This window comes from Idiomarina fontislapidosi (assembly GCF_003226255.1).
Lineage (GTDB): Bacteria > Pseudomonadota > Gammaproteobacteria > Enterobacterales > Alteromonadaceae > Idiomarina > Idiomarina fontislapidosi.
Genome location: NZ_QJST01000014.1, coordinates 1 through 26883 on the forward strand (window position 1 = coordinate 1; position 26883 = coordinate 26883).

17 protein-coding genes are annotated in these 26883 nt (G+C 47.6%); 9 read left to right on the forward strand and 8 right to left on the reverse strand.

Annotated features, from left to right (window positions below; translation table 11 throughout):
* Nucleotides 1-34 precede the first annotated feature (34 nt).
* The 3 genes from DFP83_RS11800 to DFP83_RS13560 form a co-directional block, all read right to left on the reverse strand.
* Nucleotides 35-472 carry a hypothetical protein gene (locus DFP83_RS11800; RefSeq protein ID WP_110575988.1) on the reverse strand — a complete coding sequence of 146 codons (438 nt, stop codon included), beginning with the start codon at nucleotides 470-472 and terminating at the stop codon, nucleotides 35-37.
* Between the two features lie 2 nt (nucleotides 473-474).
* A complete protein-coding gene (locus tag DFP83_RS11805) occupies nucleotides 475-1545 on the reverse strand; it encodes a hypothetical protein (RefSeq protein ID WP_110575990.1) in 1071 nt (356 codons plus the stop codon).
* Nucleotides 1546-1873: 328 nt separating this feature from the next.
* Nucleotides 1874-2035: a hypothetical protein gene (locus DFP83_RS13560; protein ID WP_181416415.1), complete on the reverse strand. Its 162-nt coding sequence runs from the start codon at nucleotides 2033-2035 to the stop codon at nucleotides 1874-1876.
* Between the two features lie 514 nt (nucleotides 2036-2549).
* On the opposite strand from DFP83_RS13560, the gene DFP83_RS11810 reads away from it, so the two are divergent.
* Nucleotides 2550-5012 carry an ATP-binding protein gene (locus DFP83_RS11810; RefSeq protein WP_110575991.1) on the forward strand — a complete coding sequence of 821 codons (2463 nt, stop codon included), beginning with the start codon at nucleotides 2550-2552 and terminating at the stop codon, nucleotides 5010-5012.
* Nucleotides 5013-5390 carry a response regulator gene (locus DFP83_RS11815; RefSeq protein WP_110575993.1) on the forward strand — a complete coding sequence of 126 codons (378 nt, stop codon included), beginning with the start codon at nucleotides 5013-5015 and terminating at the stop codon, nucleotides 5388-5390.
* A 31-nt stretch (nucleotides 5391-5421) separates the two neighbouring features.
* Here DFP83_RS11815 and DFP83_RS11820 read toward each other — a convergent pair whose 3' ends face one another.
* Nucleotides 5422-6570: an endonuclease/exonuclease/phosphatase family protein gene (locus DFP83_RS11820; protein ID WP_241971645.1), complete on the reverse strand. Its 1149-nt coding sequence runs from the start codon at nucleotides 6568-6570 to the stop codon at nucleotides 5422-5424.
* Between the two features lie 473 nt (nucleotides 6571-7043).
* Here DFP83_RS11820 and DFP83_RS11825 point away from each other — a divergent pair, with 473 nt between their 5' ends.
* The 3 genes from DFP83_RS11825 (at nucleotide 7044) to DFP83_RS11835 (ending at nucleotide 15042) form a co-directional block, all read left to right on the forward strand.
* Complete coding sequence (locus DFP83_RS11825; RefSeq protein WP_110575997.1) at nucleotides 7044-10247, forward strand: TonB-dependent receptor; 3204 nt, start codon at nucleotides 7044-7046, stop codon at nucleotides 10245-10247.
* A gap of 129 nt (nucleotides 10248-10376) precedes the next feature.
* Nucleotides 10377-13532 carry a TonB-dependent receptor gene (locus DFP83_RS11830; RefSeq protein WP_110575999.1) on the forward strand — a complete coding sequence of 1052 codons (3156 nt, stop codon included), beginning with the start codon at nucleotides 10377-10379 and terminating at the stop codon, nucleotides 13530-13532.
* Between the two features lie 118 nt (nucleotides 13533-13650).
* A complete protein-coding gene (locus tag DFP83_RS11835; protein WP_110576001.1) occupies nucleotides 13651-15042 on the forward strand; it encodes a Na+/H+ antiporter NhaC family protein in 1392 nt (463 codons plus the stop codon).
* Here the strand turns inward: DFP83_RS11835 and tadA are convergent.
* Entirely contained in the window at nucleotides 15001-15498 is a 498-nt protein-coding gene (gene tadA, locus DFP83_RS11840; protein WP_206750654.1) for a tRNA adenosine(34) deaminase TadA, read from the reverse strand. The two genes, DFP83_RS11835 and tadA, sit on opposite strands and share 42 nt — an antisense overlap.
* Before the next feature lie 75 nt (nucleotides 15499-15573).
* On the opposite strand from tadA, the gene DFP83_RS11845 reads away from it, so the two are divergent.
* Nucleotides 15574-16875, forward strand: coding sequence for an amidohydrolase (locus tag DFP83_RS11845; protein WP_110576005.1), 1302 nt, complete (start codon nucleotides 15574-15576; stop codon nucleotides 16873-16875).
* On the forward strand, nucleotides 16876-18249 hold the full coding sequence (gene mltF, locus DFP83_RS11850; RefSeq protein WP_110576007.1) for a membrane-bound lytic murein transglycosylase MltF: 1374 nt from the start codon (nucleotides 16876-16878) through the stop codon (nucleotides 18247-18249). It abuts the gene before it with no gap.
* Between the two features lie 5 nt (nucleotides 18250-18254).
* Here mltF and rfaH read toward each other — a convergent pair whose 3' ends face one another.
* Complete coding sequence (gene rfaH, locus DFP83_RS11855; RefSeq protein WP_110576009.1) at nucleotides 18255-18752, reverse strand: transcription/translation regulatory transformer protein RfaH; 498 nt, start codon at nucleotides 18750-18752, stop codon at nucleotides 18255-18257.
* Nucleotides 18753-18969: 217 nt separating this feature from the next.
* Nucleotides 18970-19113 (reverse strand): hypothetical protein, encoded by a 144-nt coding sequence (locus DFP83_RS13565; RefSeq protein WP_157981568.1) that lies wholly within the window; start codon nucleotides 19111-19113, stop codon nucleotides 18970-18972.
* A 146-nt stretch (nucleotides 19114-19259) separates the two neighbouring features.
* Here DFP83_RS13565 and purL point away from each other — a divergent pair, with 146 nt between their 5' ends.
* The gene (gene purL, locus DFP83_RS11860; RefSeq protein ID WP_110576090.1) at nucleotides 19260-23150 is read left to right on the forward strand and encodes a phosphoribosylformylglycinamidine synthase; all 3891 of its coding nucleotides are present in this window, start codon (nucleotides 19260-19262) and stop codon (nucleotides 23148-23150) included.
* A gap of 138 nt (nucleotides 23151-23288) precedes the next feature.
* On the forward strand, nucleotides 23289-23792 hold the full coding sequence (locus DFP83_RS11865; protein WP_241971643.1) for a hypothetical protein: 504 nt from the start codon (nucleotides 23289-23291) through the stop codon (nucleotides 23790-23792).
* A 33-nt stretch (nucleotides 23793-23825) separates the two neighbouring features.
* Here the strand turns inward: DFP83_RS11865 and DFP83_RS11870 are convergent, their stop codons facing one another.
* Entirely contained in the window at nucleotides 23826-26747 is a 2922-nt protein-coding gene (locus DFP83_RS11870; RefSeq protein ID WP_110576011.1) for a zinc-dependent metalloprotease family protein, read from the reverse strand.
* Nucleotides 26748-26883 lie beyond the last annotated feature (136 nt).

A 26883-nucleotide genomic window follows, 5' to 3' on the forward strand; every position in this document is an offset into this window, starting at 1 on the left:
TTTAAAGCGGCATCCATGTCGAAATTGGTTTTGGTCATATGTCATCTCTTTTTTTGCTTAGTTTAACGAAATGACACAGAATTATGAACACTACCGTTTCGATTGGTGTACGGTACTCCTTTTCGAACAAATCCACATCATCTGGCTTTTTAGAGAAAAGTTCGATTTGTTTTGGATACGTATCTAGTGTTTCTTCATCATTTGGGATTACAAATCGGTACACATTCCCAGAAGTGCCGCTTTGATGAAACTTCTTCCCTTGGTACTTGCCGGCATGCAAGTAAGCCCATAGGTCTTTGGAAAACTGTTCAGTAAATTCTTCAATCACAAGAACAATATCTAGGTCTTGTGTTTGACGAAACTCTTGTCCTTTGCTTTCGAACACAAGTCCGCAGGCGTTACCGCCAATAAGAATATACTTGTCTTGATGGGCTTGTAGGGCCTGACTAAAATGCCTTAGCTTTTCATCCATTGTTATTGCTCCCTAATCAAATCTTGTAGATCTAAACGAGCTAATTTTTCGTAGATGATGTCATCTAGTTCTTCAAAACTGGTTCTAATTCTTGGTTCTTTATTTTTGTATCCGCTTAATGAGAGCATTATCGCTGAAATCATATTGCCATCCCTGCGTTGTTCTGTAGTCGGTTCATATGGGAAGACTTGTAACTCAATATGTTCTTGACATTTTTCCCAGTCTTGCCGTCGCTCTTTTAAGAAGTACTCAGATATCTTATTGATTGTATTGGACGTAATGGCAAATGATCTTCTTGAATCATTGTCCATCACAATCGCATAGCAGGGAACTTTCGGTGGACTCAGCAATGTGTATTTTGATAGTGCTGACTCTCCAGCCAGCACATTCGGCCCTTCTATGAAGTTTCTCGGCACTTGATATACATCTGATGCCAAGTCAGCTAATAGATAGTCCCTTGCCTCCCAAATTTTTTGCCTATTATACAAAAATTTCATTTTATAAGAGCGACCAATTTTCTCTGCTTCTATCAGCCCACAATCTTTTAGCTCTTTGATACTTCTAGATATAGAAGTTTTCGAGACATTCAGCTGTATGTCTGAAGTAGCAAATGTACGAGGTATAAACCCATCTAAATATCTAGCAATTATATTTGTAGGTAAGATTCCAAGTCTTTCTTTAGGAAATGTTTTGATGTTTTCTTTTGGAGGTTTCTCTTGATGAAGTAGCAGCTCTGGTATGTAAGAGCGTTCAAAGGGAATTACATGAGCAACTCTTTTATCAGTAAGTTGAAGAATTGTTGAGCGTTTCAACTCATCAGCAACAAACATCACTGGATACTCATCTAGCCTCTTCAGCAGTTTGTCAAACAGGTAACCATTAGTTGGAGCAAAGATTATGTCGTCGTAGGTATAGACTACATGAAACGTGAGTCCACTTAGTTTTCCTAGCACGATTTTAACTTTATTTTTGAACTGCATAGGAACAGGTGGTACGTCTTCATTGAGAGCAAAGAGACTAACGTGGAAGTACTGTTTTAGATAGTCGTTTAACCTTGATTCTAAATCCACCATTTTTCCTCCGAGAACATACAGTAGGTTCGATTGTAACGCATATGAATTACTAAATCTCATTTTTTGCTTTGTATATTTTAAGTTGTTGTTTTTTATGCTTTTAATTGTAACTAATCTTGTTATTTGGTGGTTTTTTTATGGGGTCTTTTGTTTTTGGAATCATTGATAAGTTACTATTTGGTAGATGTTAATAACGCATATGAGTTACTTTATTTTTTCATGTTAAATTTGGTTGTAACGTATTGATTTAATTATTTTTTATGGTAAATGCTGGTCTGCTTTACTTTTTAAAATATAGCAGTTTTGGGTAAGTAAACAGTTCGATAAGTTACTGTTGAAGTTGGATTGTCGGTTTTGCGAGCAACCGGAATGCATCAAAAATATAGGGTAGGCCTGGAGTGTTGCTTGGCGTTTTTTTGTTATCACGTGGACGTTGATCTGGCTTGCCGGTCGACTTGGCTATTGGCTTCGGTCCTGGTTTCAAACCCATAATTTTATCTTTGTTTATGATGAGGTCATTCCTCACTGTACACTATTTGGTCAATGCTAATGGCTTTCAAGATGTGTATGAAAAATAATCTAAAAATACGCTTAAGGTTTCTTGCCCGTAACTCATGTTTTGATGCGTTTTAAAATGTACTGGGACAAGTTGGAGGCACAAGATGGATAGGTTTACCTCGGGTCCGTGATGGCTTAGTGTTGAGGAGATACAAGAGCTTCGTCGCGATATGCAAGAATCCTCCGCTTGGGCCAAAGCCGAACTAAAACGTCGACGAGCAGCACAAAATCAAAAAAATTCTGTGCATGGTATAGATGGTGGTATCGGGAAAGGTGGTATTTCTAAATAGCTGTTATTTCGATGTATTTTGTGCCCGTTGATATTCGAGTGGGAATAACACAGTCAACTCAGCCCGCAATTCGCGGGCTTTTTTATGCCGTTGCCTAAGTGGTAGAAAGTCGGCATAGTACCCTTTATTATCATTTGTTGTTGCAAGCGGCAGGGCATGGATCGAAACCGTTCGTTAAGTCAGAGTCTTTGGCAAGCGTTTAGGCGCTATGCACTGTTACCCATGATTATGGTTGAGCTGGCGCTCATTACGATTTATGTAGTCACGAATCAGTGGGTTACTCAACAAACCAAACAAGAACTCGTCGAAACGGCTTTATCCGAATCTGCACAAATTGCCAATCGACAAGCGGCGATTGTCGATGCCCAGCTCGTATCAGTCGAAAAGCAGCTATCGTTGTATCGTGAATCTATCGCTGCGGTGCTCAATGAGCCACGTATTAAATGGCAAAACCATGCTCAATGGGTCAAGGGCGATGGGGGACAGTTTTATACCCAAGCACCACTTGATAAGGACGGCATTGCTGCATTTTACTCGGCACTAACGCCTCCTGAGCAACAAAACCTCAACCTAATTGAGCAACTGCGCATACTGACACCCGTAATGCGGCAAATGGTCGCGGATGATAGTTGGGTACAACAGGTCTACTTTAATACACAGGATAGTCTAAATGTAATTTATCCGTTTATTGATGTGAGCTCGCAGTATGCGCCAGACGTTGACATTCCCAAGTTTAATTTCTTCTACCTTGCTGACGAAACACATAACCCTGCGCGTCTGCCAGTATGGACACCTGTTTATCTCGATCCGGCAGGGCAAGGTTGGATGTTGTCGGTTGTTGCCCCCGTATACAAAAGCGACGAGTTGATAGGTGTGGCTGGCGCTGACATTACCATAGCCAATCTGGTCGAGTATTTGTCCAATACGCAGGTGCCTTGGGGGGGCTTTGTGTTGTTGGCGAGTGAATCTGGCAAGATCCTCGCGTTGCCCGAGCGAGCACAACAACGTTTGGGCGTCGATGTGCCACAAAACCACTCGACTAAACAGGCGAAACAGGACCAAACCGATTTTCAGAGCCCGAACATGGCTGATATCAATGGCGCGGAACAACTGCTTGCTACCTGGCAAGATAACCCAGATAGTTTGCAAACTGTCTCACTCAGCGGTATGTCGTATATTGCAGCATGGCACCCGGTGGCAGAGACCGATTGGCAGGTACTTGTTCTGGTAGAGGAAGACAAATTACTGGCACGCACCAATACGATTTACCACCAGACTGAGCTACTGAGTTTAATCTTGCTTGCAGGTTTAGTGATTTTTTATCTGTTGTACTTTCAGTTTGTAAAGAACCGCACGCACCGCTTCAGCCAGCGTTTAAACCGTAATCTTAAGAAACTATCAAGTGCGCTGGCGAAAACAGGGCGGCAAGAATTTGAACTCACGATTCCTGATTTAGAAGCGCCAGAACTCAATCGACTGGCAAAGCAAATTACCCAAGTTGCCGACCAATTGCGCAGTAACTTGTTTAGTTTAAGAAAGAATGAAGCTCGCTTAAGGTTTGCACTCGAGAGCAGCGGTGAGTCACTCATTACGCAATCGGTTGAACTTAACCGTGTTGAGGTAACGGATAACTTTGCCGATATTTCCCAGCGTCCAGAAAAGGTATTTGAACTCGACGAATACTCAAATTGGATTCACCCCGATGACCGCGAGAAAGTTTTAGCATTACGTTTACACGCCCAGAGAACACAGCAGCCGCTCAGTGCCGATTATCGCTTACAGCGCAAAGATGGCTCGTATATTTGGGTGCAAAGCCGAGGGCAAGTGTTGCGTGACGAAGCCACGGGACACGACTTAATCATCGGGACGATAACGGATATCAGCGACCGTAAAGCGATAGAGCAAAACCTGCGTGCTGCGAAAGATGCTGCAAATGAAGCTAACCGTGCTAAGTCAAAGTTATTGTCGTCTATCACTCATGAGATAAAAACGCCACTGACCACGATACTCGGTATAGCGGATATTCTAAGGTACAAATCAACCGACTCGGGGCATCGAGAATCACTCGGTCGGCTGATCAGTGCCGCAGAATACTTAAACCATCTGGTTGATGACATCTTGACGCTGTCAAAATTAGAGTCGAAGTCGCTGAGCGTCAGTGCCGAACGCATTAACCCACATCCGCTCATTATCGAGACTATTGACTGGTTTAGAGAGAGCCTTGAAACAACGGGAACAGAGGTGCAATGTGAGTTACTCACGGAACCGCCCGTGCTTGATCTCGATCCGGTACGCTTTAAACAGGTGCTAACCAACTTATTGTCCAATGCGATCAAGTACAGTCCTAAGAATTCGAAAGTAAAAATTATTGAAGCCCAATCAGAACAGGTGTACACAGTAACTGTCAAAGACGAAGGATGGGGTATTCCGCCACTTTACCGCGATCGCCTATTTGAATCGTTTAACCGATTTGGACGCGAACAAACGGCCGTTGAGGGGACCGGGATCGGATTGGCAATATGTAGTGAGTTGATGAACTTGATGGGAGGCGAGATCAGTTATCAACCTCAAGAAAAGGGAAGTTTATTTATTCTATCGTTTCCCGTGAGGTATTCGTAAATGAAACGTTTGAAACGCGCACTGATTGTTGATGATAACAACACCAATCTCATGGTTCTCAAAGAGCTGATCGAGATGATTGGTGTGCAGCAAGTGATAGCCGAAACTAATCCGATTTATGCATTAAACATCTTAAAAAAGACACCGGTCGATTGTGTCTTGATCGATCAAAACATGCCCGAGATGTCGGGGTTAACGCTGTACGAGGAATTAAAGAAAGTGTTGCAGACAACACCTGCGACCTTTTTGGTCAGTGCTATTGATGATTCTGATCTGCGTGTAAGAGCACGGAATTTAGGTATGGAGGGCTTCATTAGTAAGCCCTTTAGATACGAAATTATTGAGAGAATGCTGCGCGACTTGGATAGTCGCTTGTAGGCCAAGCCCTCAGACTTGGCCTTACAAAGAACTACCGCGGTAGTTCGATATCTAACCAAACGAGGCGGTGGTCAGATGACGCGTCTCGTTTTTTCATTAAGTCATAGCCTGCTTCGCCTTGAGTCGGCCAAAACACGCGACCGTCTTTGACGATCAAATCTTGAGACGGTAATACGTAATCGACACGTTTGCGCCAAGCTGCGGTGTGATATTGTGCGCCCTCAATATCGGGTGAGTGGTGTTGTCCGCCTGGGCTCATCGGCATCACATCATTAACACGAGGGTGCTCTAATAACTGCGTCATAGCGCCATCTACACCACTGGCGCCCGCTTGTGCATTGAGGTCACCGAGTACAATGAATGAACCCTCTGCTTCGATACCACCGCGTTGACCTTGGTCGTCGTATATATAGTGATCAGAACCTGGTGTTAAATAATCACGGACAAAGCGAATTTCATCGTAATTCTTCATGCCATTACGGTTCTCAGGACCATCAAACGCTGGCGGCGTAGGGTGTAATGCTAATAGATGAACGATTTTACTGCCAATTTGTACAGGCACGTCCCAGTGAGATTTTGAACTGAGTGGGAATTGCGCCATGGCCTCGTCACTGTACCAAGGTTCATCGGTAAGTTTACCATTTTCGTCATGTACATAGGGTACATGGTGACCAGGCATGTCCTTCCACAAGAAGTGTTGGAAGGTGCGAACTTGGTCTTCTAATATGGGGTATTTTGATAGAATCACCATACCGTATTGGCCTGGATACCAACCAAATCCCCACGCATCATTGCCACGCCCGGTTGCCTTACCATCACGGTTAAGATCAAACGCAGAGGGCGACCCCGTATTAACGGGCGCAGTGTAAACATACGGGTACGTAATAGGATCAAGATTATTTTGCGATTGACCTAAATAGTCGCTTAAAAAAACATCAACACCTTGTTCCCGTGGGACGTAATCAAACTCATTGAGCAGAATAATGTCTGGGCGTACACGCTGAATAATCTCTGCGATCCCACGAATTTGAGGGTTATTTTCTTGTAAAACCTTGGGCAAAACTGATTCGTGAGTGTTCGGTAAGGCATCATTGGGTAAATGGTTGCTCGAGTCCATACTGACGTTAAACGTCGCTATGCGCACGGTGTCTTGAGCTGAAGAAGGGGTTGAATAAGTCATAATTAAAAGCAGTGAAAGTGCAAAGATACTACGCATACAATTCATACAAAAGCCTACAAATGGGACGCTACGACAACGCGAGAGAATAAAGGTTCCCTCAACACTAGGCAAGCGGATAAAAATTGACTAAAATATGTCACATATCTGACACGAAAATGTCGCAGAAGCTTAATGAATTTAAATGCTCTTCACAAACAGTCGTCCTTGAGCCGCTGCCGTGAAATCTTTCACGCGGTGAGCTTTCCCGTTTTAAATCGGCGCCTGTACCCAGATGCATTAAGCATTTCTAAACTGCGTTTCTGTAAAGTAGACATTCCAGCATTCTTTTCTTGTTTTTTCTGCACATGCCTTCGTGTAATCAACTTGTCATATTTCAACGCTATAACAGCGCACTCAAAATTTAGCTCATCTGCTAGTGAGCTTGCTAAACCAAAACCATTAGTACGTTTAATTACAACCTCAGGGATAACTCAATGAAATTCAACTCCAAGGTGAGTCGTATTTCTGCTGCCATTGCATTAGCAGTAGGAATGTCGACGAGTGTTATGGCCCAAGAAACCTCATCGTCAATGCGCGGTGTGATCACAGGTCCACAAGGAAACCCAGTAGCGAACACTAAAATTGTCGTTACGCATGAACCGACAGGGACAGTAAACGAGTTTGTTACCAGCGCTGACGGCACCTTTACTGCAAAAGGTCTACGCGTAGGTGGTCCTTACACAGTCGTTATTGATTCAGACAAATTCCAAGATGCAGAGCTTGATAACTTGTATCTCGCATTGGGTGAAACATTACGTGTGACGAGCCAACTGAAAAATAGCGATATGGAACGAATTTCTGTATCGGGTTCAGTTATCATGACCGAGAGCGGCGGCGCAAGCAGCAACTTTGGTGAAGAAACCATCGATAACATGCCAAGCATCAGCCGTGACCTTAAAGACATCGCGCGTATCAATCCATTGGTTTCTATCCGTGGTAACGGCGAAATGTCGATTGCAGGTGGTAACCCACGTTCAAACAGCATTACTGTAGATGGCATCGGTCAGAACGATGACTTCGGTCTAAACTACGGCGGCTACCCAACGGAGCAACCGCCCGTTTCATTGAGTTCAATTGAACAGATCTCAGTTGACGTGGCACCTTTCTCAAGTAAGAAAGGCGATTTCTCTGGCGGTACAATTAACGCAGTAACTAAATCAGGTACTAACGAGTTTGAAGGCGAGTTCTTCTACGAATACTCTTCACCTGATATGAAAGGCGATTCAAAGCGCTTAAACCGTATTACCGGATCAGACGGTAACGACCAAGGTTTCCGTGAGTATGAAACCGTTGACGTTGAGCCGATTCAAAAAACTTCAACCTTTGGTATGGCACTCAGTGGTCCTATCATCGAAGACACCTTGTTCTTCTTCACTAACTATGAAGAGTGGAACAGTGAGTTAGATTATCAATACGGTTTCCAAGGTAGCGGTGCAAGCAACGAGTTCTACACCTCACGTGAAAACTTCGATGAATTCTTGCGCATTTTGGATAGCACCTATGGTATCCAAGATTCATTGCCTGGCGCGCCAGAAGATAAAGACCGTAAGTGGTTGACCAAATTAAGCTGGAACGTAAACCAAGATCATCGTCTTGATTTAACCTATCAGTGGCAAGACAACTCAGATATGCGCGGTCACTCAAGCGGTGGTAACACGGTCGTATTAAACTCTCGTGTATATGACTACCACACGCGCATGAGCAACATCAGTGCACGCTTATACAGTGACTGGTCGGCCAACTTCATCACCGAGATGGGTATTACCTATAAAGATGTTGTTACTGATTCAATCACCAACGCTGACTTTGGTGCGGTAACAGTAGAGGAATACTTCCGTGGTCCGTCTTACGCATTTGGTGCTGACGAATACCGCCATGCTAATAAAGTTGAGAACCAAAACTTAACGTTCAACTTTGATGCAACTTACTTGTTCGGCGAGCACGAACTCGCGTTTGGTGCAGAGTATGAGCGTCTTCGCTTATATAATAAGTTTGTACCAGAGAGCTTAGGTGCATGGGAATTCGATAGCCTTGAAGGTTTCGAAAACCGTGAAGTGGGTAACTACAACGGTACTTATGACTTTTCTTACCAAAACGCGTTCACAGGTAACCCAGAAGACGCAGCTTATGATGCAGTGCGTTACACCACAGCGCTGTATGTAGAGGATACTTTCTACCCAACAGCTGACCTAGAGTTAACCGCGGGTGTTCGTTACGAGCGTTTATCGTCAGATGACGAGCCAACGTTAAACCAAAACTTCGTTGATACCTATGGCTTCTCTAATCAAGAAAACCTTGACGGTATGGACATCGTATTGCCACGTGTCAGCTTCAAGTACTACTTGAACGACGACGTAACGTTACGTGGTGGTTTGGGTCGTTTCTACGGCGGCGTACCTAATGTTTGGTACAGTAACCCGTTCACTAAAGACGGCATCACGCTCGTAGCGGCTAATAGCGATTTCATCAACGATTATTTCGCGAATAGCTCTGATCCTGCGGACTTCACGCAAGTGCCACAAGCGATCCAAGACTCATTGCAGCAGGGCGCTGGTAGCACCAACTACATCGACCCTAACTTTGAGCTACCAAGCGACTGGCGTGCACAGTTAGCGGCTGACTACAGCTTTGATATCCCAATGGTGGGTAATGACTTCCGCGCAACCACGTCATTCTTGTACGTGCGTAAGCAAGACGAGTCAGTATGGTTAAACACTGCACTATCACCTGTTGATACAACAGCAGATGGTGAGCGTGTTATCTATGAAAGCGTCTACAGCGGCAACCGCTCAGATAACTTCGATATCATGATGACCAACGCAGAAGACCATGGTCGCAGCTACATCTTCACTCAGTCTTTGGCTAAGCAGTGGGACAACGGTCTTAACTTGACCATGAGCTACACGCACCAAGACGTTGAAGAAGTATCACCTGGTTCTTCATCACAAGCAGAAAGTAACTACAAGCACTACGTAGTTAAAACACGTAATCAACCGTTCTCTGCACGTGGTGACTACGAAATCGAGCACAGCTTCAAAGTTACCTTAGGTTACGAGAAAGAATTCTTTGATGGTTATAAAACCAACATCAACTTATTCTATGAGCGTCGTTCAGGTCGTCCGTTCAGCTACACCATGAGCATGTATCAAGATGGTGATTTCGGCGATACCGTTGATTTCTACTCGCAGTCAGCTTACCTCGCATACATCCCTTCAGGTCCAGATGATGCGAATGTCGATTGGGCGAACTCAGTATCGTGGGACGAGTTGAGTGCCGTACTTGATCGTGCCGGTATTGCACCAGGCGGTTACATCATGGATCGCAACAGCGGTACTCAGCCTTGGATCACTGACATTGACTTGAGCATCAAGCAACAGATCCCAGGTTTTGCGGAAGGTCACCGTGGTACTTTGTATTTCACTATCGATAACTTCGCAAACTTGCTGAACAGCGATTGGGGTGTTGAAGAGCGTTTAGGTTATCCGCAGGTTAACCTTTATGACTTCGGCGGCCTATCGGATGATGGTCGTTACCAGATTGAGCGTTTGCACAATGGTTACGCGCCACAAAACTACGATGAGTACGATATTGGTGCATCATCATGGTCTGTCAAACTCGGCGTACGCTACGAGTTCTAAGACTCACAGCCCCTCAATTTTGTTGAGGGGCTTTTTTTTGGTTATGTCACAGAACTGACATGATCGGGGCTTACACTTCACGGACTGAATCACATAACAACAGTGTTGAACAAACGGGGATGAACACACATGTTTAATTCAACTTTTAAGCGCACTGCACTCGCTGCTGCCATCGCAATGACAGTATCAGGCGCGGCGCTTGCACAAGACACCTCATCGAGCATTCGTGGTGTTGTCACTGCAGAATCAGGCACCATCATTAGCGGTGCAACTATTCAGTTGCGTGATGAACGCACTGGCTCAGTCAAAACCTTAACGACTAACGCACAAGGCACGTTCTCATCACGTGGTTTGCCTGTCGGTGGTCCATACACTTTGATGGTTAAAGGTCCTAACGGCCAAAGCCAAGTCATCGAAAACGTTTACCTCACGTTGGGTGACTCAGAGACCGTGAATGTGGTACTTGAACCGCAAGATATCGAAACAATCAGCGTGACCGGTACAGCACCGACTAACGCGTTGTACGGTAGCAACAGCCCTGCGGCAAACTTCAACCTCGAAGATTTGCAAGACGCCCCGGCCGCTAACCGTGACCTAAAAGACGTAGTACGTATCGACCCACGTATCTACATCAACGAAACCAACGCAGGCGACATCCAGTGTGGTGGCGCAAACCCGCGTTTCAACAGCTTGACTGTTGACGGTGTGCGTATGAACGATAACTTCGGCTTGAACTCAAGCGGTTATCCAACAGAGCGTATGCCTTTCTCTTATGATGCAATCGAACAGGTTGCAGTAGAATTCGCACCGTTTGATGTGCAGTATGGTGGTTTCACCGCATGTAACATCAACGCTGTTACCAAATCAGGTGACAACGAAATGTTCGGTGGTGTGTTCTTTGACTACACCAACGATTCATTACAAGGTAGTGAGCTTGAAGGCGATACTATTAACGTAGGCGCATTCAACGAAAAACGTTACGGCTTTAATGTCGGCGGCGCTATCTTAGAAGACAAATTGTTCTTCTTCACCTCATACGAAAAACTTGAAGGTTCTGACACCTTCGACCGCGGCCCTGAAGGCACCGGTGTAGCATCACCTGTATTAGGTGTGTCTGCAGCAGACGCAGAACGTATTCGTCAAATCGCGATCAACAACTACGACTACGATCCAGGTTCATTCCCTGCGAGCTTGCCAGTCGAAGATGAGAAGTTCCTTGCGAAGTTAGATTGGTACATCAATGACGCGCACCGTGCATCATTCACGTACAACTACAACGACGGCTTCTCAATTGCCGAATCAGACGGCGATGCAGACGAGCTTGAGTTCTCAAACCACTTCTATGAGCGTGGTTCTAAGTTCACTTCCTATGTCGGTGAGTTCTTCTCTGACTGGACGGATAACTTCTCAACCGAAGTACGTGTCGGTTACTCAGAGTTAGACGCACGTGTTAACCCATTAGGCGGCACCGAGTTTGGTGAAGTTCAAATCGGCGTTAACGATGCAACCGTATACTTGGGTGCAGATGACTCGCGTCACGCAAACAAATTGAAGTACGACACAACGTTCTTCAAATTAAAAGGTACTTACCTTGCGGGCGACCACGTCATCTCTGCCGGTATCGAGCAAGAGAAATACGACGTTTACAACTTGTTTGTACAAGAAGCACAAGGTGAATACCGCTTCGGTTCTATCGATGCGTTTGAAGCCGGTACACCAAGCCTCGTAATCTATGAAAGCGCAGCAGGTACCAACAACCCAACGGACGCGGCAGCAGAATTCTCTTACGCTGTAAATACGGCGTATGTGCAGGACGAGTACTACTACGCGCCAATGGACATCACCTTCACTTACGGTTTGCGTTATGACTGGTACACCAGCAGCGATAACCCAGTAAACAACCCATTGGTAGAAGACCTTTACGGCTTCTCTAACCAGCAAAACATGGACGGCCAGGACTTACTGCAACCACGCTTTGGTTTCAACTGGTTTGTGAGTCCACAGTTAGAAGTACGTGGTGGCGTTGGCTTGTATTCAGGCGGCAACCCGAACGTATGGATCTCTAACAATTACTCTAACAACGGTGTCACTCAGTACCAAGCCTCCTTAAATGATGACTTCTTCGCGGGCGGCAACACCTTATTCAACATTCCTCACACAGGTGAAGGTCGTCCAATCTACGACATTCCACAAAACCTGTTTGACGAAGTGGCCAATGCGAACGGTGAAGGTCCAATCAACACCATGGATCCTAACTTCGAATTGCCAAACGAGTGGAAATACGCGTTGGGTGCAACTTACACGTTCGATAACGACTACGTGTTATTGGTTGACTTCTTACACACCGAGAAGAAAGACGCCGCGGTTATCTACAACCTTGGTTTAGAGCAAACGGGTACAGCACCTGATGGTCGTCCTATCTTCAGCGAACTGTCTACTGACGGTCGTGACCAAGGTGATGACTTCTTGTTGACCAATGTTAAAGGCGATTCTGGTTCACAAACGACCGTATCATTGGCATTGAACAAGTCATACGACTTCGGTTTAGACTGGAGCTTCGCATACGCTTACAACCGTGCAGAAGACGTGAACCCAATGACCAGCTCAGTGGCGTTCTCTAACTATACTAACTTAGCAACAGCGAATCCACAGAACCCAGGCGTGTCGACCTCTAACTACGAGATCCCACACCGCTTCACGTTCCGTGCAACGTACACTTCAGAAATCATGGGTTACGAGAACACCATGACCTTATTCGCAACGCGTAACGAAGGTCGTCCATACTCGTTCACGATGTCTGACGGTGCATTTGGTGATGCTGCTTACCAAGGTCGCCAGTTACTGTACGTACCAACGGGTATCGACGATCCGAACTTCGTTGCTGGCATGGATGACGATGGTAACCCATTCGATTCACAAGCGTTCTTCGACTTTATCAATTCACAAGGATTGGGTGATTACGCGGGCGGTATCGCACCACGTAACGAGTTCAACTCTAAGTGGTGGACTAAAGTTGACCTTCGCATGGAACAACAATTGCCAGCATTCAGCAGCGACCACGAAGCATCAGCCTTCTTCGTTGTTGAAAACCTAGGTAACTTGTTGAACGACGACTGGGGTGTATTGTACGAAGCGAGCTTCCCACGTGCTGTGACGGTTGCTGATGTAAGCATCAACGACCAAGGCCAGTACGTATTTGAAAGCTTCCGTGACCCACGTGTTCAATCACGTGCAGGTGCGCCTTCATTGTGGTCAGTACGTGTAGGCTTCGAATACAAATTCTAGGCTGACGTATATACCCATCAAGAGGCCGCTCAATTGAGCGGCCTTTTTATTTTCTTATCTTGCCGCATCCCGCTAATTCCGCTAACCTCGCTCAATCACTTATTAGATAAACACCACTATGGAACTGAGCTGGACCAGTTTACTACCCTCGTTACTTGCCATTATTTTTGCGATTGTTACTCGGCGTGTGTTGCTGGCGCTAATCGGCGGTATCTTACTTGCCAATATCATTCTGTTTTGGCCATCGGTTGAGAGTATGGCGCAGGGGACAGGGTGGTCAAGTTGGAGCACCCTGACCGATAGCAGCAATATGTTGGTATGGTTCTTTACGTTAGGGATTGGTGCGCTATTTGGCGTGCTTGAAAAAGGCGGTACCTTTAAACAGTTCGTGCAAAAGCTTGAGCAACGCCAATGGGTCGAAAACAAACGCCGAGCGCGGATGATGACCTGGGTACTTGGCGTGGTGGTGTTTATTGAGTCCAATGTCACGATCATGATCGCGGGGACGACCTCCCGTCCACTCTACGATCGGTTGGGCATCTCGCGCGAAAAGCTCGCCTATATCGTGGATTCCACCTGTGCTGCAATTTGTATTTTGATTCCACTCAACGCGTGGGGCGCGTTTAACCTGACGCTGATTGCTAAACAAGGCGTCGAAGAGCCGTTGTGGGTGTTTATTCAGTCGTTAGGCTTTAGCTTCTACGCGATCTTCGCTGTTTTGCTGGCACTTTTCGTGGCATGGTTTGATTGGAACATCGGTCCGATGAAAGCGTTTGAGCGTAACGCTCAGCCCGATCGGGTGTCAAAGCACAACTGGGGTGATGAAGGTAAAAGCAAACCCAACTATGGTAAAGGAACCGCCGTCGTATTAACTTCACTGTTGAGCCTCGTGGTGATGGTACCCGCCATGCTACTCGTAACCGGCAATGGTGTGTTAGTTAAAGGTGATGGTACTTTGAGTGTGTTTATTGCGATTTATACCGCGCTGGCGATCGCCATTATCGGTACGCAATGGGTCCGTAAGACAGGCATGTTCACCATCGTAAAAGCGGCGCTGCAAGGTGCATGGAACATCTTGCCATTAGCGGTTATTTTATGGCTCTCTATTACCTTAGGAGGCCTGACCCGCGATATGGGCACGGGTGAGTTTCTGGCGTCGATATTAGACGGAAGTATTCAAGTATGGATGCTATTGCCGTTGATATTTGTGCTGGCAGCACTGACAGGCTTTTCTATTGGATCAAGTTGGGGCACCTTTGCCATCATGTTGCCGTTGGCGATTCCTATTGCGATGTCGCTTGATCTGCCATTGGCTCCATTTATTGCGGCGGCGATTTCCGGTGGCATTTTTGGCGACCACGCGTCACCGATTTCGGATACTACGATTATTGCGTCAATGGCATCCGGCACCGAGCACATTGATCATGTGCGCACTCAGTTGCCCTATGCATTGTTGGCAGGCGGGGCATCAATCGTTGCTTTTGCTATCACCGGTGCCACCATTGGATGAGGCTTTTTTTCGACGGGCCCTGAAAAACTGGCGCAAGATATCGCCACAGGGCTCAGCTAAAACGCCTGCAGTAATCGCCACGCGGTGGTTCATTGATACATGATTCAGTACTTCAATTGCCGTGCCCGCCGCGCCTGTGCGTGGATCGGGTGCACCAAACACTAAACGTTTTACACGCGCATGGGTAATCAACCCAGCGCACATGGCACAAGGCTCCAACGTTACATATAACGTCGAATCAACAAGGCGGTAGTTGTCGATGCTTTTGCCAGCAGCCCGAATGGCTTGTGCCTCGGCATGAGCACTTGGGTCCGATAAGGTAATCACTTGGTTGTAGCCTTCGCCGACAATCTCATCGTTCACGACCACCACCGCACCCACGGGCACTTCGTCTTCGTCTGCTGCTTTTTGCGCCAATTCAAGGGCGCGCCGCATATACATTTCATCAGTTGTCATGGCGGCGATTTTAGCGCAGACTAAGGTTAAAGACATCCAAATTTTGCGGCCAACCCCATCACAGGGAGAACAACAATGAAGAACTGGGCATTTGCACTGACAACGGTAGCTGTTATCAGCGCATGGGCACTCCCCACGCAGGCACAACAGCAATCACCGGTGATGATTGACAGTAACCTAGAGCAGCAAGTAATTGATTGGCGTCGTCATATTCACGCGAACCCTGAACTCAGCAACCGTGAATACGAGACGGCAAAGATGGTTGCCAACCATCTTCGCGAATTAGGATTAGAAGTTAAGACTGACATCGCTCATACCGGAGTGGTGGGTTTATTAAAAGGTAATGGCGACGGTCCCACGGTCGCATTGCGTGCGGATATGGATGCATTGCCTGTTACTGAAAAAACCGATGTCCCGTTTAAATCGACGGTGAAATCGACTTATCGAGGTAAAGAGGTCGGTGTCATGCATGCCTGTGGTCACGATACGCACGTTGCGATGTTGATGGGCGCCGCTGAGAAATTAGCCAGTATGCGTGATGAGCTAAACGGTAATGTGCTGTTTATCTTCCAGCCCGCTGAAGAGGGCGCACCCGAGGGTGAGGAAGGGGGCGCAGAACTGATGTTAGAACAAGGCCTATTCAGCGATATATTCCCAGGGTACAAGCCCGAGCGCGTATTTGGTATTCACGTATGGGCAGGCTTTCCCAGCGGCCATATTGGTTATCGCAAAGGCCCATTAATGGCCTCGTCGGATAAGTTCGAAATTACCGTTAAGGGCAAGCAAACCCATGGTTCACGCCCGTGGGCAGGGGTTGATCCCATCGTAACGTCAGCGCAGATTATTAACAGCGCACAAACCATCATCAGTCGCCAGACCGATATTACCAAAGCACCGGCTGTTCTGTCGTTTGGTATCGTCGAAGGTGGCGTGCGCAATAATATTATTCCGGATGACGTCACGTTAATCGGCACCATCCGTAACTTTGATATGGATATTCGCGCGGATATTCATGATCGCTTAACGCACACGGCCAAAACCGTCGCCGAAGCCAATGGCGCTGAGGCTGATGTTGAAATTGATTTAGGCTACCCGGTGACGGTAAACAATCCTGAGTTGATTGAAGAGATGTTGCCAATCACGCGTGAGATAGCAGGTGCCGACAACGTGAAAGAAGTGCCGTTGGTGACAGGTGCCGAGGACTTCTCATATTATGCGCTCGAGGTACCCGGTATGTTCGTGTTCTTGGGCGTGACGCCCGAGGACCGAGATATGGCATCTGAACCGAGCAACCACTCGCCTTATTTTTATGCCGATGAAGAGGCACTCAAAACAGGTGTAAACCTCTACGTTAACTGGACACTTGAGTCACTGTAGATGAAGTCAGTGGTCGTAACATGGCGATGTGTGGCGGTCTTAGCCATCCTGATTATGGGATTGCAAGGTTGTACGCCGCAGTCAACGCCTAATCAATTGCAGATCGTCAAAGAGCGGAAAGTATTGAGAGTGGGGACATTAATGAGCCCCACGAGTTTTTATTACGACCATGAAGTAGAGCAAGGCTTCGAGTACGAGTTAGCTCATCGCTTTGCCGATAGGATGGGCGTTGAACTTCGCATGGTCTCACGATTTGACGTCGCGGATTTATTCACGCTGTTACAGCGCGGCGAAATTGATATTGTTGCAGCGGGCTTGGATGAAACCAATAAACGTCGCGCGCTATTTCGATTCGGCCCCCCGTATGACGAAATCAGTCATAAATTGATTTTTAAACAAGGCTCAAGACAACGTCCACGAGATTGGGCGCAAGTCGATGACGGTGAAATAGTCGTGGTTCGCGGTAGTTCACACGAGGAGTTTTTACGCGCAATTGAGGACGAGTTTCCTGAGCTAAAGTGGCGGTCGACAAGCGACCATGATGCGGTTGAACTGATGCGCATGGTCGCTCGCGAGGAAATTGATTACACCATTGCTGACAGCAATCAATTAGAGGTTCAACGTCGCGCGCATCCTGGCTTGAGCGTTGCCTTTACTGCGCAAAGAGAGCTCAAAGTTGCATGGGCGCTTAACGACTCCTCAGATGATTCTCTTTACGCGGCAGTGATTGAGTACTTCGGTGAGGTACGTGACAGCGGTCGTCTTGCTTATTTAAAAGAAAAGCATTTTGGTCATGTAAAACAGTTTAATTATGTGACAACGAGCCTTTTTATAGAGGCTGTTGAGCAACAATTACCACAGTATATCTCGCTGTTTAAGCAGCATGCGGGAGAACTAGATTGGCGTTTGCTCGCCGCGATCTCGTACCAAGAATCTTTGTGGAACCCCCGTGCCGTATCGCCTACCGGAGTGCGCGGTATGATGATGCTCACCTTGCCCACGGCTAAAGCCATGGGCGTGCAAAGTCGACTCAACCCAGAACAAAGCATTCGCGGTGGCGCGCGGTATTTCGAACGCATGCTGCAACGTATACCCGCACGCATTAAAAACCCGGATAGAACCTGGTTTGCCTTAGCCGCCTATAATATTGGTTTTGGTCATTTAGAAGATGCACGTGTGTTGACTGAGCGGCAAGGCGGTAATCCCGACCGTTGGCTTGATGTCAAACAACGCCTACCGTTATTACGTCAGAAACAGTTTTATCGTCAAACGAAATTTGGCTTCGCACGGGGCGACGAGCCTGTCACATATGTAGGAAATATTCGACGCTTTTATGACACACTGAAATGGTTAGATGAACAAGGGCGGTTATAAAGAGGCTATTGAAGATGTAACTCGTGATAAGACAATGAGGCTTTGACCTCTTTTTGCATCCACTCAAGCAGAACAAAGCAACGCGACTCACCATCTAAGCCAATCACTTTTGCCATAAAGCCTTTGAAGGGGCCTTCACCGATTTCGACGTGGTCGCCGATCTCGGGCGCTCGAGTCTCCGCCAAGGCATCCCTGCCTGTTAGAGAGTCTATCCATGACTGCGGAAGCTTTGGGATCCGATCGCCAAACCGCACGAGCGAATGTACCCCATAGGTACTACGTAATTTATAAAATTGCGTAGCCAGCTGTTCAGATTGAACAAAAACATAGCCGGGAAATAGCGGCTCCGTACGTAAGCTGCGCTTACCACGAATAATGCGTTCGACTTTTAACCTTGGTCCAAAACATTTAAAGCCTTGGCGGTTGAGATTTTCCAGTGCTCGGTCTTCCTGACGCGGTTTAGTTTTCAGCACATACCAACCACCGAATGTCTGCGTGTCCATACGAGACGCCTCGGTTGCTTAATCTGACCAAACAGAGTCTATCCCCGAGTAAAGGCAATTTACAAAAAATTAGAGTAGTTATTCTTTGACGTGAAAAACTGACGTCAAAAACCGTGAAAAATGCATTCTGAATGTAGCATTAATTCTAATAATGGCAAGAGAAAGTGAAAAGTCTATAATTTTCATCATATTAAAACGTAGAAAGCTAAGCAAATGCTTAGCTTTCTAATTTGGGTGAGCCTTCCTTTTTCACCAAGCGGAACCATTTTTCTCGGCGTTCGATAATCCGTTTACGGCGTGCGCGGACAACAGCGCGTCGGCGAGCATCATTGGCGGTCTTATTAATTCGGCGTTGTGACATAAAAGACTCCTTTACAGGTGGAATTCGATCCTAGCAGATCAGTTCCTAGGCTGTCACTTAAAAAGCATCAGTGAAACATGGCGGGCGAGGGGTTTTTTCGATATAATCGCCGCGCAAATTTTACACAAGCGTTGGAGACTGTTGTCGTGGAAATCTTTCGTGGTTCACCTGCCTTATCGGCGTTCAAAATTACAAAAAAGCTTGAACAACTCAAACATGCGGGGATCCCCATAAAGAGTTTATATGCGGAATATCAGCACTTTATTCACCTCCGCAACACACTCTCTGACGCGCATCACGACACACTCAAGCAACTTCTCACTTACGGCCCCACAGCTCAACGACAATCACCTAGCGAATCCAGCACGCTTATTTTGGTCGTACCGCGTCTCGGTACTATCTCGCCCTGGGCATCTAAAGCAACGAACATCGCGCATAACTGTGATATCAAGGAAGTTCACCGCATTGAACGTGGTGTGGCTTACTATGTAGAGGGTGATTTGTCAGCCGACGAACAAAAACAAGCGGCGGCGCTGTTACATGATCGTATGACCGAGAGCGTGCTCTATCACATGAGTGATGCACAAAAGCTGTTCCAGCAAGCCGAGCCAGCGCCACTATCCAGTGTCGATATACTCGCCGAAGGGCGCGTGGCACTTGAGGACGCGAACGTATCGCTTGGTTTAGCCTTGGCCGATGATGAAATCGATTACTTACTCGAAAACTTCAAGAAGTTAGGTCGTAACCCTAACGACATCGAACTGTATATGTTTGCTCAGGCAAACTCTGAGCACTGTCGTCACAAAATCTTTAATGCCGACTGGACCATCGATGGTGAGGCTCAGCCGAAATCGCTATTCAAGATGATCAAGAACACCTTCGAAGTCACACCAGACTATGTTCTTTCTGCCTATAAAGACAATGCTGCGGTCATGGAAGGTCACGAAGCCGGACGTTTTTATCCAGCGCCCGAATCCACGACTTACAGCTATAACCACGAGCCGATTCACATTTTGATGAAGGTTGAGACCCATAACCACCCGACAGCAATTGCACCTTACGCCGGTGCAGCAACGGGGTCAGGCGGTGAAATTCGTGATGAAGGTGCAACCGGCATTGGTTCTAAGCCTAAAGCGGGCTTAGTCGGGTTTAGTGTATCAAACTTAAATATTCCCGGCTTTAAACAACCGTGGGAAGAAAACTACGGTAAGCCAGCACGCATCGTGAGTGCGCTCGATATCATGCTCGAGGGACCGCTCGGTGGTGCCGCATTTAATAATGAATTTGGTCGTCCGGCGCTGACAGGTTACTTCCGTACTTACGAGCAAACGGTGAATAGTCATAATGGTCGCGAAGTACGGGGTTATCACAAACCGATCATGATCGCCGGCGGCTTAGGTAATATCCGCGAAGCGCACGTACAAAAAGATGATATCCCAGTCGGCGCAAAACTTGTCGTGTTGGGCGGCCCTGCGATGAACATCGGTCTAGGCGGCGGTGCCGCATCGTCAATGGCTTCGGGTGAGTCAGCAGAAGACCTTGATTTTGCCTCGGTACAGCGTGATAACCCAGAGATGGAACGCCGTTGCCAAGAGGTCATCGATCGCTGTTGGCAGCTCGGCTCAGATAACCCGATTGCCTTTATTCATGATGTCGGCGCGGGTGGCTTATCGAACGCGATGCCTGAACTCGTCAGCGATGGCGGGCGTGGTGGTCGTTTTGAGCTGCGCGATATTCCAAACGATGAGCCCGGCATGACACCGTTAGAAATCTGGTGTAACGAATCGCAAGAGCGTTACGTGATTGCTATCGCCCCCGAAAACATGGCGCGCTTTGAACAAATTTGTGAACGCGAGCGTGCCGAGTATGCCGTGATTGGTGAAGCGACCGAAGAGCTCACCATCTTATTAAACGATGCCAAGTTCAACAATCAACCGATTGATCTCCCCCTCGATGTACTTCTGGGCAAACCCCCTAAAATGCACCGTGATGTTAAACGCCAACAGGCAGCGGGCGAATCGCTTAAGCTGACGGGTATCGATGCGAACGAAGCAGCAGAACGCTTAATGCGTTTACCGAGCATTGCTGAAAAGACCTTCTTAATCACCATCGGCGATCGCTCTGTGACGGGCTTGGTTGCGCGTGACCAAATGGTCGGTCCATGGCAGGTGCCAGTAGCCGATGTAGCGGTGACGGCAGCCTCCTACGACACCTATCATGGCGAAGCAATGGCAATGGGTGAACGCACGCCGTTGGCACTGCTAAACTATGGCGCCTCTGCGCGCATGGCAGTCGCTGAGGCATTGACTAACCTTGCAGCCGCCGAGGTAGGTGAACTAAAACGCGTTAAATTGTCAGCTAACTGGATGGCCGCGGCTGGTCACCCCGGCGAAGATGCAGGTCTCTATGAGGCAGTAAAAGCGATCGGTGAAGAACTGTGCCCAGCATTGGAAATTACCATTCCGGTGGGTAAAGACTCGATGTCGATGAAAACCCAGTGGCAAGAAGCGGGCGAGGACAAAGCCGTAACCGCGCCATTGTCATTGGTGATTACCGCTTTTGCACGAGTGAACGATGTACGTAACACCGTGACACCACAACTGCGTCTTGATAAAGGTGATACGCACCTTATCGCTATCGATTTAGGCCAAGGTAAAAACCGCTTAGGTGGTTCGGCACTCGCACAAGTCTATAAACAACTGGGCGAACAAACACCCGACCTAGACGATACAGCACAGTTTAAAGCGTTCTTCGATACACTTCAGCAGCTCATCTCTGAGGGACGTATTCTTGCATACCATGACCGCTCTGATGGCGGATTAATGACAACACTCGCCGAAATGGCATTTGCGGGCCACTGTGGTGTCCACGCCGATCTGAGTGCGTTGGGTGATGAGCCACTCGCTGCCTTGTTTAGCGAGGAGCTGGGTGCGGTCATACAAGTCACGGCTGATCAGCGTGAACACGTGCTCTCAGCGTTCCAAAAAGCGGGCCTCGAAAATCTCGTGCATGTCATCGGCCAACCTACCGAGCGTGACGAAATTAAACTCATTCACAACGGTGATGCAGTGATTGATTCGTCGCGCACGCATTACCGTACTTTGTGGGCCGAAACCACGCACCAGATGCAACGTCTACGTGACAACCCTGTCTGTGCAGATGAAGAGTTCCAGCTTAAGCAACGCGTGGATGACCCAGGGTTACAGGCTGATTTAACCTTTGATGTGCATGAAGACATCGCCGCTCCATATATCGCCAAAGGCGCCGCACCTAAGGTGGCGATTCTGCGCGAGCAAGGCGTGAACTCTCACTACGAGATGGCGGCGGCTTTTGACCGAGCAGGTTTTGAAGCCATTGATGTGCACATGAGCGATATCCTCAACGGACGTGTCAGCTTAGATGAGATGCAGGCACTCGCCGCGTGTGGTGGATTCTCGTACGGTGACGTATTAGGTGCGGGTGAAGGTTGGGCGAAGTCCATCCTCTTTAATCAACGTGCACGTGATCAGTTCGAAGCCTTCTTTAATCGCGACAATACACTCGCCTTAGGTGTGTGTAATGGCTGTCAGATGTTATCAACATTGAAAACCTTGATCCCAGGCACCGAACACTGGCCACGATTTGTGACCAACCGCAGTGAGCGCTTTGAAGCACGCTTTAGCTTGGTTGAGGTACAATCGACAAACTCGGCGTTCTTTGCGGGTATGCAAGGGTCGAAAATGCCTATCGCTGTATCTCACGGTGAGGGGCGTGCCGAGTTTGCAGCAGCGGACCAACAAGCACAGTTGGAACAAGCCGGACAGGTTGCCTTGCGCTATATCGATAACTGGGGTGAGGTAGCAGAGCAGTATCCTGCCAACCCAAATGGCTCGCCTAATGGGATTACCGCAGTCACTAGCCGCGACGGACGTGTCACGGCAATGATGCCACACCCTGAGCGTGTATTCCGCACGGTAGCCAACAGCTGGCATCCAGATGAGTGGGGCGAAGACAGCCCGTGGATGCGCATGTTCCGTAACGCGCGTACCCAGTTCTAACGATCGAACAATGATTAGACACAAGAGCAAGCCATTGAGCTTGCTCTTTTTTTTGCCTTTTCAAAACCTTTACGCCGACTGCCCTAGCCAAATATCTGAGGAACCGCATAATAGAATTAAGACTCAACAGGAGGCAGTATGATGAAACGTATTTTAGCACTCACAGGTATCCTAGCCGCATCGGTTGCAATGACTGCACACGCAGAAGATCGTAACTATGTCAGTGGTGGTTACAACGATTTTGGCGATTCAGACTTTTACATTAAAGGCTCACGTCAAGTCGATTCACATTGGGTGATTGAAGGTGAGGCGTTTGATATCGGTGATTTTGGCACGCGTTTGGGCGGTCAATATTTGTTGAGCAACAGTCCATTGTTCTTGAAAGGCGGTATGAGCCATTACGATTTTGGTAACACCGATGACACCGGTGGTTATGTCGGTATCGGTACCGAAGTCGGCTTAAGCACACAAGCAACAGCTATGTTTGATGCGACCTATGATTCTGCATTAGATGGTTATGCGTCAGTGGGCGCAAAAGTGCGTTATAACTTCGACCAACGTTTCGCTGCCGATATCGGTTTTCGCGGTAACTTCGACGATATCGACAACGAGTTTCGTGTGGGTATTACCTACAAGTTTTAAGGTTTCCACTCCGAGCAAGGTGGTTTGCGGGGCTTAACGGCCCCGCTTTTTTATCCAGCCTTGTTTGAGTCCACCTAAGCTGGCGAGCAGTAATAACATTAACCAACCACTACTTCCGCCACTACTACCACCACCTGAATCACCCCCAGTCGTAGTCGTCGGTGCAGCAGCCACGTCAATGGTTTCTTCAAAGGTATCAGAGTTACCGCCCGTATCTGTCACTGTTACCGAGAGGGTAAAAGTGCCTTGTTCAGCAAAGCTAAACCGTGCAGAGGTGAGTTCTTCGTTACTGATAGTGACCGACGTATCATCAACCGACCACGCCGCCGTCTCTAATTCGAGGTTACCTGATGTCGTGATCGTTGCGGTGGTTGAACCACCCGCGCGAACAGTCGCCGATGAGAAGTTCATCGCATCAACACTCACGGGCTCAATCGCCTCAACCGAGATACTGATGGTATCCATAACGGTATTGCCGTCGGCATCGCTGACCGATGCAACAAAGTCATACGCCCCCGATGCCTGACCTGGAATATCAAACTCAAACACATTGGCATCGCTACGTGTCGGTTGGAATACGACGTTATCGCGTCCGGGTAAACGTTGCTCAACGGTTAAGGTGTCATAAAACGACGTGTCACTCGGCTCGTTTAAGGTTACCGTCAATGTAAACGGCTCATCTTCAAGAATCGAGTTGCTACTCGCCGTAAAGCTCACGATATCGGGCTGGTTATTGCCATAAGCACGAATCGGGATTTCCACATCAGGAGTACCTTGCACACCCAAGTCAGCAACCACAGTCACCGTACCCGTGTTTGTAATAGGTGTCGCATCGCCCTCTATGGATAAAGTAATGACATCGCCCTGCGAGGTCGTCGTACGATCGGTTTGCGTAACGGTCAGGTTATCAATGTTGACGTCACCACTCACTGAGTAGGTCGGGATGACATCAGTCGGCACATTGACCAATTCGGCAGTCAGGCTTACTGCGGTATCAGATATAATCTCATAGCCCTCAGTAAGGTATCCTGTAACGGGCGTCTCAGCAGTCGTTGGACCCTCCCACCAAATCATGCTCGACACACTGTACTCCGAGAAGTTAGTGTTTACTACGCGCAGCGGAAGCTGAAACAGGTTACGTTGGTCACTGTCCGTCAACTCAGCTGCAATCGCCGCCTGTGAACGCTTAGGCGTAATGGTTAAGGTACGCTCAGCACCACTGCCCGACACCGATACATCAAACCATTCACTCGCCTGGGCAATACCATCACTGAGGCTCGGGCGACCCATCGACTCGTCAAAGTAAGTGGCTAGCTCAATATTTGAATTAAGCATGCTGTCGTCGCTCAGCAGCACAGTGAACGATTGTGCTTCACCCGCACCTACGTTTAACACGTTATCGTTGGTAAAGATAAACGCATCATTGCCACCACTTGATGCGACCGATGCAGAAAACTCACCAATGAGTTGGTAACCGTTATCATCAGATGGAGCCAATACACAAATGCCCAAGTTACCCGGCTCAATTGTGCCGGTGAGTGTTGAGCCCGTAATGGTTTGACCGTTTTCAATCTGTTGCTGAGTGAAATAACGATTGCTATGGCAATTGCGGTTGAGTACCAAGTACTCACTGACCGCTGCATCGGGCAGTTGGAGTTGAACACTCGTTCCATCAACTGCAACGCCAACATTCAAATAGTCATTCCAGCGTTGAAAACGACGCGTCCACGGCGTGGTCAAAGTCGTTGCTTTGGCTGCGTTGGCCGCATCAACTTCAGCTTCAGATTTGCCCGCGGGGGTACCCGCTACATCTAAATCTGGACTTGAGTAAAGCGCCTCGCGGTTACACGCACCTTCAGGCACCGCTTCGCGGCAGCTCGAGCCGTACGCCATAATAGTGTAAAACTCGCCGGCCGGGTCAACGTAGCCATACGGAATGTGGTTATCAATCTGCGACCCAGAGCCCTGCTCATTATTTTCAAGTGTAAAGCGGTCATGCAGTAAGCCAATATTATGACCCAGCTCGTGAGGGAAGGTACCTGTGCCAAGACATTGGTAGGTGGTAAACGCAATATGAAAGTCGGGTGAAATACCAAAGAACGTATTATCCGCCGCGATATCCGAAGCCACATAGGCTTGGCCGCACACATCATCGCTCACGCCAATGTAATGAATAACGTCAGCGTTGTATTGGTCGCGTAACCGACTGGCCATTCCGCTATTCACCAGCTCATCCAAAATATCGGCAGAGGGAGCACCCACAAAATCATTTTCAGTAACAGGCAAAACAATCGGATGAGCGCCTACAATGCGGTGCGATAAAGAAAGCTCGGATTGCTCAAACACGAAATTAGTTACTGCGTCGGCAAACTCAATGTCTTCATCAAATATCGCTTGGTTTTCTGCCATATAAGCGGGTAAACGTGGATCAAATAGAATCAACGTATCGATACTGCTATCAGAAGCCACGTCCGTGGTAATCGCATCGGCAGCCATCACCGGTGAACCCTGTGCTGTGCGCCAGTTAATCGCTTGGGTCGGCTCCGTGGCTTTGTTCGCATCGGACATACGCAAGGGTTCTGGGTATTCGTTACTGACAAGCACGGTTTTACTGCGGTGGCCAGTTTGGTAAACCTTAACCCAATTACCATCAGCATTTTGCAGCGTGTAAATGGTGTGCTCGGGCGTGTGGTAAACACTGGCTGCAAAACGTTGCAGCTTACCGTTGCTTAACACTTTATCGAGTGCATAAAAACCTTGAGCAGGTCGACTGCCTTCGCCAACAACAAACTGCGTTGATGCGTTGTCAAAGGGCAGAGTTAGGGATTCACCAAGCGAAAACTGCTGCATCTTTAATTGCTGATGAAGCGTAGGTTGTGACGCAGATTGTTGCGCTACCGCACTGTTAAGCCCAAGTGACGCGACGATAGCCGAGGTCAAAAGTAGTCGTTTCATATCGTTAGCTCTAAACGTTTAGTTAATGTTAGTTTCGCCCAATTAAACCTTATGATCAATGTTGTGAAAAAATTGTGTTAAAACAGTAAAATAATTTGCAAACCAAGGGAAACCTGATAACGTATCAGTTAATCAT

Bases quoted from the DNA above. Each gene is read 5' to 3' on its own strand.
- DFP83_RS11800 (WP_110575988.1), bottom strand. From the start codon at position 472: ATGGATGAAAAGCTAAGGCATTTTAGTCAGGCCCTACAAGCCCATCAA.
- DFP83_RS11805 (WP_110575990.1), bottom strand. From the start codon at position 1,545: ATGGTGGATTTAGAATCAAGGTTAAACGACTATCTAAAACAGTACTTC.
- DFP83_RS13560 (WP_181416415.1), bottom strand. From the start codon at position 2,035: ATGGGTTTGAAACCAGGACCGAAGCCAATAGCCAAGTCGACCGGCAAG.
- DFP83_RS11810 (WP_110575991.1), top strand. From the start codon at position 2,550: ATGGATCGAAACCGTTCGTTAAGTCAGAGTCTTTGGCAAGCGTTTAGG.
- DFP83_RS11815 (WP_110575993.1), top strand. From the start codon at position 5,013: ATGAAACGTTTGAAACGCGCACTGATTGTTGATGATAACAACACCAAT.
- DFP83_RS11820 (WP_241971645.1), bottom strand. From the start codon at position 6,570: ATGACTTATTCAACCCCTTCTTCAGCTCAAGACACCGTGCGCATAGCG.
- DFP83_RS11825 (WP_110575997.1), top strand. From the start codon at position 7,044: ATGAAATTCAACTCCAAGGTGAGTCGTATTTCTGCTGCCATTGCATTA.
- DFP83_RS11830 (WP_110575999.1), top strand. From the start codon at position 10,377: ATGTTTAATTCAACTTTTAAGCGCACTGCACTCGCTGCTGCCATCGCA.
- DFP83_RS11835 (WP_110576001.1), top strand. From the start codon at position 13,651: ATGGAACTGAGCTGGACCAGTTTACTACCCTCGTTACTTGCCATTATT.
- tadA (WP_206750654.1), bottom strand. From the start codon at position 15,498: ATGACAACTGATGAAATGTATATGCGGCGCGCCCTTGAATTGGCGCAA.
- DFP83_RS11845 (WP_110576005.1), top strand. From the start codon at position 15,574: ATGAAGAACTGGGCATTTGCACTGACAACGGTAGCTGTTATCAGCGCA.
- mltF (WP_110576007.1), top strand. From the start codon at position 16,876: ATGAAGTCAGTGGTCGTAACATGGCGATGTGTGGCGGTCTTAGCCATC.
- rfaH (WP_110576009.1), bottom strand. From the start codon at position 18,752: ATGGACACGCAGACATTCGGTGGTTGGTATGTGCTGAAAACTAAACCG.
- DFP83_RS13565 (WP_157981568.1), bottom strand. From the start codon at position 19,113: ATGTCACAACGCCGAATTAATAAGACCGCCAATGATGCTCGCCGACGC.
- DFP83_RS11865 (WP_241971643.1), top strand. From the start codon at position 23,289: ATGATGAAACGTATTTTAGCACTCACAGGTATCCTAGCCGCATCGGTT.
- DFP83_RS11870 (WP_110576011.1), bottom strand. From the start codon at position 26,747: ATGAAACGACTACTTTTGACCTCGGCTATCGTCGCGTCACTTGGGCTT.